At 63.3% G+C, this 13,184-nt stretch carries 10 protein-coding genes; 4 read left to right on the top strand and 6 right to left on the bottom strand.

The window, feature by feature from the left end; all coding sequences use genetic code 11:
• Window positions 1-39: 39 nt before the first annotated feature.
• The gene (locus tag ACED18_RS12265; RefSeq protein ID WP_377292537.1) at window positions 40-1,422 is read left to right on the top strand and encodes an MFS transporter; all 1,383 of its coding nucleotides are present in this window, start codon (window positions 40-42) and stop codon (window positions 1,420-1,422) included.
• 33 nt (window positions 1,423-1,455) lie between these two features.
• Here the strand turns inward: ACED18_RS12265 and purH are convergent, their stop codons facing one another.
• From purH to htpX, 4 genes are all read right to left on the bottom strand, one after another.
• Window positions 1,456-3,069, bottom strand: a complete 1,614-nt coding sequence (purH, locus tag ACED18_RS12260) for a bifunctional phosphoribosylaminoimidazolecarboxamide formyltransferase/IMP cyclohydrolase (protein WP_377292535.1) — start codon at window positions 3,067-3,069, stop codon at window positions 1,456-1,458.
• Between the two features lie 84 nt (window positions 3,070-3,153).
• A complete protein-coding gene (locus ACED18_RS12255; protein ID WP_377292533.1) occupies window positions 3,154-4,836 on the bottom strand; it encodes a heparinase II/III family protein in 1,683 nt (560 codons plus the stop codon).
• Window positions 4,837-4,983: 147 nt separating this feature from the next.
• Window positions 4,984-6,399: an RsmB/NOP family class I SAM-dependent RNA methyltransferase gene (locus ACED18_RS12250; protein WP_377292710.1), complete on the bottom strand. Its 1,416-nt coding sequence runs from the start codon at window positions 6,397-6,399 to the stop codon at window positions 4,984-4,986.
• Window positions 6,399-7,391, bottom strand: coding sequence for a zinc metalloprotease HtpX (gene htpX, locus ACED18_RS12245; protein ID WP_377292531.1), 993 nt, complete (start codon window positions 7,389-7,391; stop codon window positions 6,399-6,401). The genes ACED18_RS12250 and htpX overlap by 1 nt, the downstream gene beginning before the upstream one ends.
• A gap of 140 nt (window positions 7,392-7,531) precedes the next feature.
• On the opposite strand from htpX, the gene ACED18_RS12240 reads away from it, so the two are divergent.
• Window positions 7,532-7,744: a DUF1674 domain-containing protein gene (locus ACED18_RS12240; protein WP_377292529.1), complete on the top strand. Its 213-nt coding sequence runs from the start codon at window positions 7,532-7,534 to the stop codon at window positions 7,742-7,744.
• A 121-nt stretch (window positions 7,745-7,865) separates the two neighbouring features.
• Complete coding sequence (locus tag ACED18_RS12235) at window positions 7,866-8,042, top strand: hypothetical protein (protein WP_377292527.1); 177 nt, start codon at window positions 7,866-7,868, stop codon at window positions 8,040-8,042.
• 62 nt (window positions 8,043-8,104) lie between these two features.
• Here ACED18_RS12235 and acs read toward each other — a convergent pair whose 3' ends face one another.
• Entirely contained in the window at window positions 8,105-10,060 is a 1,956-nt protein-coding gene (gene acs, locus ACED18_RS12230; RefSeq protein WP_377292525.1) for an acetate--CoA ligase, read from the bottom strand.
• A 230-nt stretch (window positions 10,061-10,290) separates the two neighbouring features.
• Here acs and ACED18_RS12225 point away from each other — a divergent pair, with 230 nt between their 5' ends.
• The gene (locus tag ACED18_RS12225) at window positions 10,291-10,992 is read left to right on the top strand and encodes a DUF1013 domain-containing protein (RefSeq protein ID WP_377292523.1); all 702 of its coding nucleotides are present in this window, start codon (window positions 10,291-10,293) and stop codon (window positions 10,990-10,992) included.
• Between the two features lie 82 nt (window positions 10,993-11,074).
• Here the strand turns inward: ACED18_RS12225 and ACED18_RS12220 are convergent, their stop codons facing one another.
• Complete coding sequence (locus ACED18_RS12220) at window positions 11,075-12,985, bottom strand: propionyl-CoA synthetase (protein WP_377292521.1); 1,911 nt, start codon at window positions 12,983-12,985, stop codon at window positions 11,075-11,077.
• Between the last annotated feature and the right edge of the window lie 199 nt (window positions 12,986-13,184).

Raw genomic sequence — 13,184 nt, 5'->3', positions numbered from 1 at the left:
ACAAAGGAGCGGCGACAGGCGGAACCGGGAGCGGCGATAGTGACGGTGGAAGCGAAGACGGAAGCGCCGCGTGCATCGCGCCTGGCGATTGGCGGCTGGATGATGTTCGACTGGGCTGCCCAGCCCTTCTTCACCGTCATTACCACCTTCATCTTCGGTCCCTATCTCGTCTCCCGCATGACGGAGGACCACGCGGCCGGTCAGGCGGCGTGGAGCTACACGCTGACCATCTCCGGCATCATCATCGCGCTCCTTTCGCCCGTTCTCGGCTCGATCGCCGACGCCACGGGACGGCGCAAACCGTGGATCGGCGGCTTCGCGGTCATCCAGATCCTGTCGCTCGCCGCCCTGTGGTTCGCAGTGCCGGGCAGCAGCCTCGTCTTTGCCCTGACAATGATCGTGCTCGCCTCGGTCGCGGCCGAGTTCTCGATCGTCTTCAATGATTCCATGATGCCCCGGCTGGTCCCGCCGCAGGAGGCGGGACGCATTTCCAACATCGCCTGGGGTCTCGGCTATCTCGGCGGCATGATCGTCCTGATCGCAGTCGTCGCCCTACTGGCCGGCAATCCGGAAACCGGCAAGACGGCCCTCGGGATCGAGCCGCTTTTCGGGCTCGATCCGGCGACGGGCGACGATGCCCGCGTGACAGGTCCGATATCCGCCCTCTGGTATCTCGTCTTCATCCTGCCGATGTTTCTTTTCACGCCCGATCAGGCGCGCGGCCTGCCAATCGGCGCTGCCGTGACCACCGGTATTTCGGAGCTGAAAAGCACTTTTCGTGAACTGAAGGGACGGCCCGGAATTCTGCGCTTTCTGGTGGCCCGGATGGTCTATCAAGACGGCGTCAATGGCCTGCTGGCGCTCGGCGGCACCTTTGCGGCCGGCATGTTTGCCTGGCAGACGCTCGAACTCGGCATCTACGGGATCATCCTCAATGTCGTCGCCATCGGCGGCTGCCTCTATGCGAGCCGGCTCGACAGTCGCCTGGGATCAAAGACCGTCGTGATGGGCAGCCTCTTCTGCCTCCTCATCGCCACCGTCGGTATTGTCTCGACCGGCCCCGGCTTTACCTTGTTCGGCCTCATTCCGCTGCCGACGACCGACAGTGGTGGCCTCTTCGGCACGGCGGCCGAGAAGGCTTACATCCTCTTCGGCCTGCTGGTGGGCGTCGCCTTCGGCCCGGTGCAGGCCTCGGCCCGCTCCTACCTCGCACGCAGCATCACGCCGGACGAAGCCGGCCGCTACTTCGGGATCTACGCGCTGACAGGACGGGCGACGTCCTTCGCCGCGCCTCTTTCCGTGGCCCTCGTGACCACGGCAACGGGCTCCGCCCGCGCCGGGATGGCGATGCTGGTCATCTTCCTCGCCGTCGGCTTCCTGATGATGATCCGCACGCCCTACCCGGCCCACCGCCCCGGCTGAGCCGGGACGGTAACGCCTTGTCGATCCGGCCTCTCAGTGCCGGAAGTGGCGCATGCCGGTAAAGACCATGGCAACGCCGGCATCGTCGGCGGCCGCAATCACCTCGGCATCGCGCATGGAACCACCGGGCTGGATGACCGCCGTGGCACCGGCCGCAATGGCCGACAGCAGGCCATCGGCAAAGGGCAGGAAGGCCTCCGACGCGACGGCGGAGCCCTTCGTCAACGGCGTTGCAAGACCCATGGCCCTGGCGGCCTCCTCGGCCTTCAGCGCGGCAATGCGGGCGGAATCGACACGGCTCATCTGGCCGGCGCCGATGCCCGCCGTCTGGCCGTCCTTGGCATAGACGACGGCATTCGACTTCACATGCTTGGCAACCTTGAAGGCGAACTTCATGTCTTCCAGTTCCTGGGCCGACGGCGCACGCTTCGTGACGACCTTCAGCTCGAGATCATCGACCATGCCGTTGTCACGCGTCTGGACGAGCAGGCCGCCGGCCACCGTCTTGGCGGAAAGGCCCGGAATGCGCGGATCCGGCAGGCCGCCGGTGACGAGCAGGCGCAGGTTCGGCTTGGCGGCGATGACGGCGCGGGCCGCATCGTCCACGTCAGGCGCGATGATGACTTCCGTAAAGAGCTTGACGATTTCTTCGGCCGTTGCCGCATCCAGCCGTCTGTTCAGCGCGATGATGCCGCCAAAGGCCGAGACCGGGTCGCAGGCAAGCGCCCGCTGGTAGGCCTCGACAAGGCTCGGGCCGGTCGCGACACCGCACGGGTTGGCATGCTTGATGATCGCGCAGGCCGGCCCCTTCTCGCCCGGAAACTCCGCCACCAGCTCGAAGGCGGCGTCGGTGTCGTTGATGTTGTTGTAGGAGAGCTGCTTGCCCTGCAGAAGCTTTGCCGTTGCGACACCCGGCCGGTTTTCGCCGGTGACGTAGAAGGCCGCTTTCTGGTGCGGATTCTCGCCGTAGCGCATCTCCTCCTTCAATTCGCCGCCGATGACGCGATGGCGCGGCGCATCGATCTGCAGTTCCTCGGCAAACCAGTTGGAGATCGTCGCGTCATAGGCCGCGGTGCGGGCATAGGCCTTTGCCGCCATGCGCTTGCGGAACGCCAGCGTCGTCTCGCCACCCTGATCGAGTTCGGCGATCAGCGTCGCGTAGTCCGAGGGATCGGTGATGACGGTAACGTAGGCATGGTTCTTGGCGGAGGCACGGATCATGGCCGGGCCACCGATATCGATGTTCTCGACCGTCGTCGGATAGTCGGCGCCCTTGGCGCGGACGTCCTCGAAGGGGTAGAGATTGATGATGGTGAGGTCGATCGGCGTGATCCCGTGCGCCTGCATGGCAGCCTGGTGATCGGCATCGTCGCGGATGCCGAGCAGGCCGCCGTGCACGCCCGGATGCAGCGTCTTGACACGGCCATCCATGATTTCCGCAAAGCCGGTCAGCTCCGAAACGTCGCGCACTGCAAGGCCGGCCTCCGACAGCGCCTTGTGCGTGCCGCCGGTCGAAACGAGCGCCACGCCGCGCGCTGCAAGCGCCTTGGCAACATCCACAATGCCGGTCTTGTCGGACACGGAAAGGAGCGCCGTCTTGACGGCGACGCGATCGGGGGCGGGAATTTTCTTGGATTGAACGGCCATCGCGCCATCTCCTGTATGAGCCAAAGGGCTTTCGACGATGGAGGTGCCGTTAGCACAGGATGCCGCGGTGCGAAACCGTCCGAATCAGGCTTCCCGCGCGATCACCCACTGGATCTCCGGGGTTTCGACAATGTCGAAGGACACCGTTATCTGCTGCGATGTGCGCATCCCGGACGGGTCGGCAAAGAAGACGTCCTCTTCGATGTCGAGGAGACCGTCTCGGCAACTGAAAGCCCAGACCTCGCCTTCGGCCGCCGACATCAGGACCTCGCTTTCACCGCGCCGCCTCAGCGTGATGGCGGGGTGAATGTGGAAGCGCGCCACAGCCGGCAGGGTTTCCGGCAGACTGCGTCCCTCCAGCGGCTGAAAATGGTCCTGGCCTCTCACGAGACCTCCCGAAAGCCGTAGAGCGATGTCGCGTTGGTGGAGCACGCCATAGACGTCCGCGTAGCCGTCATGGGTGGCAACGATCCGGTCAAAGCCTGAGGAACGCTCGGCATCCCGGCGCGCCGAAACTGTTTTCACGCCCGAAAGCATCACCGGCCCGAGGAAGGCCGACCGCGACAAGCGCGCAGACGACGTGTCGTTGATGGTCACCGTCGAATGACAGGCCGTTCCCCTCGCCATCTGCCGAAAGCGTTCACCCGCAAAGCGCGGCGCACCGGAATTGACGATGAAACGGTAGCGTCCGGACGACATTTCGAAAGACAGACAACCAGCATGCGCAGTGCGGGAGGTCGTCAAGGAACGGGGCTTGCCCGTATCGATCACGATCATCGTGTCTTCGGCCGCAAGCCGGTGATAGTCGCCATCAGGAAGCTCGCGGAACGGTGCACCGGCAGTCTCGTCATAGCGTAGAACCGATACGAGTTCGTTGGCCAGGATCGTGGTCGCGCCGTTGAAAAGCGCCAGATCGCCGCTTTTGTGGCGAAAGAATCTCAGCGCCGGATACATGCGGTCAATGCAGGGGACCAGCCGTGGCGGTGCGTCGTGACCGAGGTTCACATAGGTCTGGCGCAGCGGCAGAAGATCCAGAAGCAGTTCCAGGATGACGCGCGGATCGCGCGAAATGTGCGTTCCGTCGGAAAGAATCTGCGCATCCAGCTCGCGATCCAGGTGGCTGGCTGCCGTCTTGATTGTCTTCTGCGTCGTGTCCATGCACAGAGATGCCATGGCGATCGCAATGCGGATGCGCAGCCGCGCGTCGGCCGCCGAAACATGCCCGGCGATGCTTTGAAGAAACTTCAGCTGCATCGAAAGGCTTTTCAGGAACCGCCGATAGAAGGCATGGTCCGCATCTTTGAGGATGATCGGAGAATGGCTGAGCCAAGCAATACAGCGCTGCGCGGTCACATCCGGCTGCCACGCCAAAGCGTTGAGATCCCGCCCGTGAAGCTGCATCCAGTCATCGACGAGGCGGCGCACGCAATCCTGAACATGCTCGCCCCTGACGGTGCGCATGTGACGAAGCCAGGCGAAAGAATGGAGGCGGACGGCGAACTCCCGGGAGGGTAGATCGACCTCAAAGGGCGAAAGGCCCTCGGGATCGAGCAGCCGTCCGGCCAGTGGAAACTGACCGTCAAGAATTTCCTCGGCCGTGTGCACATCGGTGGCCCTGAGGTCCGTCGGCGCCACCAGCAACTTGACATTGCCCCGCCAGCCAACCCGCCGCAGCGCTATCCCCGTCAGGGCGAAACGGCGGTGGAGCCGCCGCCACCCTTCGCGGAAGTAAAGGCCCAGAAGCCTTCGACGGCTGGAAATGTTCATGTGGAACCAATCGCCCGAGATTGCCGCCCGATATTCGGAAATATCTGGTTGAAGCAGAGCATAGAATGCTCTTTGCCACCCTGTCCAATTCCGGTGCAGTGCAAAATGGGTCTTTACACCGAAAGATCAGGAACCTTTCAACGACGATTATGCATTGCGGCGCAGGACGGCGGCGAAAAAACCATCGACGCCACCGGGCGAGGCGCCATCTGCCGCGATCATATCAGGCGTTGTTCGGATAGTCCCTTCTGCCGTAAACGCCTCTGACAAAGCCGGTAGAAGCATACGGTCGGCGGGCAGCAGGGAGACGGAGGGATCGGCCGCCAGCACACGCTCCACCACGATTTCTCCCTCGCGCTTGTCGATCGAACAGTTCGAGAAGACGACGATCCCGCCCGACCGGACAAGGCTCAACGCCTTTCTCAGCAGCCGCTCCTGCAGATCGGCCAGCGTCTCGATATCGGCTTCATCCTTGATCCAAGGTACGTCGGGGTGGCGCCGACAGGTGCCCGTCGAGGAACACGGCGCATCGAGCAGCGCACCGTCAAACAGCGTCTCCGGGACAAAATCCATCATGTTGGATTGCCGTGTCTCCGCCGCGAGGCCAAGACGCGACAGGTTTTCGCGCAGTCGTGTCAGACGGCTTGCCGACTGGTCGAGCGCAGTGACTTCCGCGCCGGCCGCGACGAGTTGCGCGGTCTTTCCGCCCGGAGCCGCGCAGAGATCAACAATCTTCAAACCCTTGATATCGCCGAACAGACGCGCAGGAATCGAGGCGGCGGCATCCTGTACCCACCAGTCGCCGGCCTCGAAACCTTCGAGCTTCGGAATGGCGCCGGCATCGGAGGGAAGCCGCACGGAGCCGGTCGGCAAGACCCGTCCCCCGAGCTTTCGCGCCCAGCCGTCGGGATCCGACTTGACGGTGAGGTCAATGGCAGATGGCGCAAGCTGCGACGCTTCAATCGCGGCTGCGGTGATCGGACCATACTGTTCCACGAGACGGGACCGGAACCAGTCAGGCAGAACGGGTGCATCGGCGATCCCCGCCAGCAGATCCTCACGCTCCCGGCCAATACGCCTGAGAAGAGCGTTGACGAGATTGGAAAAGCGGCGCGTGCGCGGATCGGACGAGGCATGCTCGACGGCCAGGTCGACGGCCGCGTGGTCGGGCACATCCAGATAGAGAATCTGCACTGCGCCAATCATCAGAATATGCTCGAGAGACCGCGCACCATCCGGCAGCGGGGTCTTCAGCAGGCTGTCGAGGATGACGCCAAGGCGACGGCGGTGCCGCAGCGCCGTCGTGACCAGCGCGCGCGCAAGACCCCGATCGGCTTCATCGAGACCAAGGATCGCGGGATTGCCGCCCTTGGCATCGAACATGCCATCCAGCGAGGTCCGCTTGTCCACGACGGCGGAGAGCACCTTCGCCGCCGCCTTGCGCACCGCCAGGCCCGGCTTTTCCGGCTCCGGCACGGCGCGCGCCGCAGCATGCGGCTTCGCACGGTTCCTGTTGAACGGCCGTCCTTGCGGACGCTTGTTTTTCTTTACGGGTTCATCGATCAAGACCAGGGGCCCTTTGGCGGTTCGTCAGGACCGCGTCCGAAGCCGGTGGTCGGAACGGAACGCGCGCGTCGGCCCGACGTAGCAGGCCCGGGGGCTGCGGTCGAGGCCGAACGTCCGACGCCAGCGCCGCCGGAACCGCCAGCTCCCATCTCTTGCGCCAGGGCGACCAGCGCCCTGATGCGGTTGTCCGTATTGGGGTGGGTGGAGAAAAGATTGTCCATCCGCTCGCCCGACAGCGGATTGATGATGAACATGTGAGCTGTCGCCGGGTTGCGCTCGGCCGCATTGTTATGGACCACATGGGCGGCACCGGCTATTTTCTGCAGCGCGGAGGCGAGTGCCATCGGATTGCCGCAGATCTCCGCACCGCGCCGGTCGGCCGAATATTCGCGCGTGCGGCTGATGGCCATCTGCACCAGCATGGCCGCGATCAGCGCGACGATCATCGCAACCAGCATGCCGATGCCGCCGAGCGGATTGTTGTTGTCGCGGTTGCCGCCGAAGAAGAAGGCGAAGTTGCCGAGCATGGAGATGGCGCCGGCGAGCGTGGCCGTCAGCGTCATCGTCAGCGTGTCGCGGTTCTGGATATGGGCAAGCTCGTGCGCCATCACACCGGCCACCTCCTCATAGGTCAGGGCATTCAGCAGCCCGACGGAGGCGGCAACGGCTGCATTCTCGGGATTGCGGCCGGTGGCAAAGGCATTCGGCTGCGCGCTGTCGAGGATATAGACGCGCGGCATGGGCAGGTTGGCATTGCGCGCCAGATCCCGCACGATCCCGTAATATTCCGGCGCGGAGTGGGCATCCACTTCCCTGGCGCCGTACATGCGGAGCACCATCTTGTCGGAATTCCAGTAGGAAAAGAAGTTCATGGCGGCCGCGACAAGAAGGGCGATCATCATGCCGCCCCGCCCGCCGATCAGGAAGCCGACAGCCATGAAGAGCGCCGTCATGAAGGCGATCAACATTGCAGTGCGGGCGATGTTCATGTTCGTCTCCTTGATCGGGCGCAGCTGCGCGTCGAAATACGGCTTCAATCCGCGTTTTCCGATTATATATGATGGGAAGACGTTCCGGCGAGTTCAAGCAAGGGGCGGTAAGGCATCTGTGAAGGGAAGGATGAGCGGCGATGACCGAAAACCGGATCGCAAGTGATGCGCCAGCCGGCAGCAAGCCGGAAAAGCGCCTGACACCAGCAGCCGAACGGGCGCTGAAGGAAGCCGAAGACCGCCGCCGCCAGCAGGCCGAAGCGAAAATGGAGCCCGAAGTCGGCGGCCGCGGCGGTGCCGATCCCGCCCGCTTCGGCGACTGGGAAATCAACGGCCGCGCCATCGATTTCTGAGCGACACGGCTGGAGGCAGGACAGGTGTTCCACGTGGAACAGCGTGGATGCCGGGGACGTGCGATTGTCGGGTCACTGGATGAGACGGGCTCATCCAAACCAGATCAAGGGACCTCACACCATGCGCAAGATCGTTCTCTCGGCCACCATCGCCACCGTCGCCGCTCTCTCCTTCGCCGCCCCCTCCCAGGCCGGCTACTATTCCTACGACTACCAGCCGGTCTGCCACATCAAGAAGATCAAGACTTGGGACTACTACGGCAACCTGGTGATCAAGAAGATCAAGGTCTGCAAGTAAGCCAGAACGACAAAGGGCGCGGCCATCCGGTCCGCGCCCTTTTCGCATGCTGTCTGTCTGCCCTACTCCGCCTTGCGGTTCTGCCGGTTGGCGATGAGATCGTCCACCACGGCCGGATCGGCAAGCGTCGATGTATCCCCCAGCGAGCCGAAATCATCCTCGGCGATCTTGCGCAGGATGCGCCGCATGATCTTGCCGGAACGCGTCTTCGGAAGCCCCGGCGAGAACTGGATCTTGTCCGGCGTTGCGATCGGACCGATCTCGCTGCGCACATGCTTGACCAGCTCCTGGCGCAGCGCGTCCGTACCTTCCTCTCCCGCCATCAGCGAGACATAGCAGTAGATGCCCTGCCCCTTGATGCCGTGCGGATAGCCGACCACGGCGGCTTCCGACACCAGATGATGGGACACAAGGGCGGATTCGACTTCCGCCGTACCGAGACGGTGGCCCGAAACGTTCAGCACATCATCGACGCGGCCGGTGATCCAGTAATAGCCGTCCTCGTCGCGCCGGCAGCCGTCGCCGGTGAAGTACATGCCCTTGTAGGTGGAGAAATAGGTCTGGATGAAGCGGTGGTGATCGCCATAGACGGACCGCGACTGGCCGGGCCAACTGTCGGTGATGCACAGATTGCCGTCCGTTGCCCCTTCCAGCAGCTTGCCCTCATTGTCCACGAGCACGGGCTTGATGCCGAAGAAGGGACGCGTTGCCGAGCCCGGCTTCAGGTCGGTCGCGCCCGGCAGCGGCGTGATCATGATGCCGCCGGTCTCCGTCTGCCACCAGGTATCGACGATCGGCGATTTCTGCTCGCCGACGACATTGTAATACCATTCCCACGCTTCCGGATTGATGGGTTCGCCGACCGAGCCGAGGAGGCGCAGAGACGCACGCGACGAACGCTTCACGAAATGGTCGCCGGCGCCCATCAGCGAGCGGATCGCCGTCGGCGCCGTGTAGAAGATGTTGACCTTGTGCTTGTCGATCACCTCCCAGAAGCGGCCCTGATCCGGGAAATTCGGCACGCCCTCGAACATCAGCGTCGTCGCGCAGTTCGCAAGCGGTCCGTAGACGATGTAGGAATGGCCCGTGACCCAGCCGACATCGGCCGTGCACCAGTAGACGTCGCCCTCATGATAGTCGAAGACATATTCATGCGTCATGGAGGCGTAGACGAGGTAACCGCCCGTCGTGTGCAGCACGCCCTTCGGCTTGCCGGTCGAGCCGGACGTATAGAGGATGAAGAGAGGATCTTCCGCGCGCATCTTCGCCGGCGGGCAATCCGGCTTCACCGTCGCGATTTCCTGATGGTACCAGAGATCGCGGCCGGGCGCCCAGCCCGTCTTGCCGCCCGTGCGGCGGACGACGAGCACCTTGTTGACGATCACATGCTGCCGGGCGGCGATGTCGATCGCGGTATCGGTGTTTTCCTTCAGCGGCACCGGCTTGCCGCCGCGCACGCCCTCGTCGCAGGTAATGACGAAGGTCGATTCGCAGTCCACGATGCGACCGGCGAGCGCATCGGGAGAAAAGCCCCCGAACACCACCGAATGCACCGCGCCGATACGGGCGCAGGCGAGCATCGCATAGGCCGCCTCAGGGATCATCGGCATGTAGATGGTGACGCGGTCGCCCTTCTTGACACCGTGCTTCTTCAGCACGTTGGCCATGCGGCAGACCTGCTCGTAGAGCTCGTTATAGGTGATCTTCTTGTCGATGTAGGGGTTGTCGCCTTCCCAGATGATGGCCGTCTGCTCGCCATGTGTCTTGAGGTGACGGTCGATGCAATTGTAGGAAACGTTGGTAAGGCCGTCCTCATACCACTTGATCGGCACCTTGCCCTTGAAGGACGTGTTCTTCACCTTGGTATAGGGCTTGAACCAGTCGATGCGCTTGCCGTGCTTGCCCCAGAACTTCTCGGGATCCTCGACGCTTTCCTCGTACCATTTGAGGTACTTTTCATTGTCGATCAGCGCCTGCGTCTTGGCCGTCTTCAGCACGGGATAGGTCTTGGCTGACATGCGTTCCTCCTCGAACACCTTGAGCCGGCAACACAAAATGCGGCCAGCACTTCCTCCTGCGGCATTCATAACAGCTCAAATATCGACCGCAATTAGACAAAAGCCGATTTGGCGCGAATGAATTGCATTTTTGAGACGATGGGGCTATAGAGACCGCATTTCCCGGAAATCAAGTGGTTTCAAATCCACGTCCCGCGACGCCGGCGCGGACGGACAGAAGGACTATATCCATGGCCCAACAACTGCTGATGCCCAAGGCCACCGCCGTCTGGCTCGTTGACAACACCGCCCTTTCCTTCGAGCAGATCGCAACCTTCTGCAAGCTGCACCCGCTGGAAGTGAAGGCGATTGCCGACGGGGAATCGGCACAGGGCATCAAGGGTCTGGATCCGATCGCAACCGGCCAGCTGTCGCGCGACGAGATCGCCCGCGCCGAAGGCAACCCGGCCCACAAGCTGAAGCTCGCCGACCCCAAGGTCCGCGTTCCCGAGTCCAAGCGCAAGGGCCCGCGCTACACGCCCGTTTCCAAGCGCCAGGACCGCCCGAACGCCATCCTCTGGCTGGTACGCAACCATCCGGAACTGAAGGACGCACAGATCTCGCGCCTCGTTGGCACCACCAAGTCCACCATCGAGCAGATCCGCGAGCGCACCCACTGGAACGCCGCCAACCTGACCCCGATGGACCCGGTGACGCTCGGTCTCTGCAGCCAGATCGACCTCGACCTCGAGGTCGAACGCGCCGCCAAGAACCGGCCGCTGCCGACCGCCGAGGAGCTCGGCGCGACGCTCGAAGCAGCCGAGAAGACCCAGAAGCTCGACTTTAACTTCTACCGCGAGGAAGAGAAGGAAATCGACGCCGACGCCGTCTTCGCCAAGCTGAAGTCGCTGAAATCGACCCGCAACGACGAGGACGAAGACGACGCCTACTGAGGCGCGCCTTCCGCAAGACAGTCAAAAACCGGCGTGGCCTAAGGTCGCGCCGGTTTTTCTTTACGGACTGGTCCGCATCTCCTCAGCGGTGATGCGCTTCCTCTGCATGCAGCACACCCGCGATCTCGTCGAGGATGGCGGGATCATCGATCGTTGCCGGCATCTTCCATGGCAGGCCATCGGCGATCTTCTGCATGGTGCCGCGCAGGATCTTGCCGGAGCGCGTCTTCGGCAGACGCGCGACGACGAGTGCGCTCTTGAAGGCCGCCACGGGTCCGATCTCCTCACGGACGAGCTCAATCACTTCACGGCGGATCACCGCGAGATCCTGCGTGACGCCCGCTTTCAGCACCAGGAAGCCGCAGGGCACCTGTCCCTTCAGCGTATCGTGAATGCCGATGACGGCGCATTCCGCCACGGCCGGATGCCGCGCCACGACCTCCTCCATGGCGCCGGTCGAAAGCCGGTGTCCGGCGCAATTGATGATGTCATCCGTGCGCGCCATGATGAAAAGATAGCCGTCAGCATCCACATAGCCGGCATCCGCCGTCTTGTAGTAGCCGGGGAATTCCTCAAGACAGGCGCTCCGGAACCGCGCATCCGCGTTCCAGAAGGTGACGAGGCAGGCCGGCGGCAGGGGCAGGCGGATGACGATGTTGCCAAGCGTGCCCGGCGCAACCGCATGTCCTTCGTCATCCAGCACCGTCACGTCATAGCCGGGCATCGGCACGGTCGGTGATCCATGCTTGACCGGCAGACGCTCGATGCCGGCGGGATTGGCCGCAATCGCCCAGCCGGTTTCCGTCTGCCACCAGTGATCGATGACCGGCACGTTGAGCAGCCGCTCCGCCCATTTGATCGTCTCCGGATCGGCGCGTTCGCCTGCCAGATAAAGACCGCGAAAATGCGAGAGATCATGACGCCCGACATGCGTGCCCTCGGGATCGTCCCGGCGAATGGCGCGGAGCGCCGTCGGCGCCGTGAACAGCACCTTGACGTCATGTTCCGCGATCACTCGCCAGAAGGTGCCGGCATCCGGCGTTCCCACCGGCTTTCCTTCGAAGACAACGGTGGTGCAGCCGGCAAGAAGCGGCCCATAGACGATGTAGGAATGGCCGACGACCCAGCCGATATCGGAAGCCGACCAGAAAACCTCGCCGGGGCGCATGCCGTAAATGGCCTGCATCGACCAGGCGAGCGCCACCATATGCCCACCGGTATCGCGCACGACACCCTTGGGCTGGCCGGTGGTTCCGGAGGTGTAGAGAATATAGGCGGGATCGGTGGCCAGCACGGGAACACAATCGGCAGCGTCGCCACGGGCCTTTGCATCGGCGACGGCTGCAGCAAGATCGATATCGCGTCCAGCCTCCATCGCCGCCGCCAATTGCGGCCGTTGAAGGATAAGGCAATGGGCTGGAGGATGGGCACAAAGTTCGATTGCATGGTCGAGCAGCGGCTTGTAGGCGACAACCCGCCCCGGTTCGATGCCGCAGCTCGCGGAAATCACCAGCCGCGCACCGGAATCGTCAATGCGGGTGGCGAGTTCCTGCGCGGCGAACCCGCCAAACACCACGGAGTGAACAGCCCCGAGCCGCGCGCAGGCGAGCATGGAAAAGACCGCTTCGGGGATCATCGGCATGTAGATGACGACGCGATCACCCTTCTCAACGCCATTCGCCCGCAAGACGGCGGCGATCGCAGCGATCTCGTCGCGGGCCTCCCGGTAGCTGATGTGCCGTTTCGTGCCGGTGACGGGACTGTCGAAGATGATGGCGGTGCGATCACCGTGACCCGCCTCGACGTGGCGATCGATGCAGTTGTGGCAGGTGTTGGTTTCCCAGTCCGGGAACCAGCGGCCGTAGACGCCGGCCTCTGCATCAAAGGCGCGCTCACCTTCGCGGAACCAGTCGATGGCGCCCGCCGCCGCGCGCCAGAAAACCTCGGGCGCACGTTTCCAATCCGCATAGACGGTCTGATACTCTCCTGCCATGATCCTCAAGCCTCCTCGCCCGATAGGAGAAGCTTATAGGAAATCGCAGTTGGGGGAAGAAGCCCGACGAAAGCCGGATAGGCGCAAGCCATTGCCGCCGTCTGCCTGGAAACGCTCGTCAGGCCGATCAGGCGGTGCCTTTCGCACACCGCCGCGTCGAGGATCCTGGCGACCGGCCAAATCCGCCGCCGGCTCTCAA

This window comes from Rhizobium sp. SG2393, from assembly GCF_042610495.1.
Lineage (GTDB): Bacteria > Pseudomonadota > Alphaproteobacteria > Rhizobiales > Rhizobiaceae > RU20A.
Note: the sequence above shows the minus strand (reverse complement) of the source record. Positions and strands in the feature narration are given on the sequence as shown.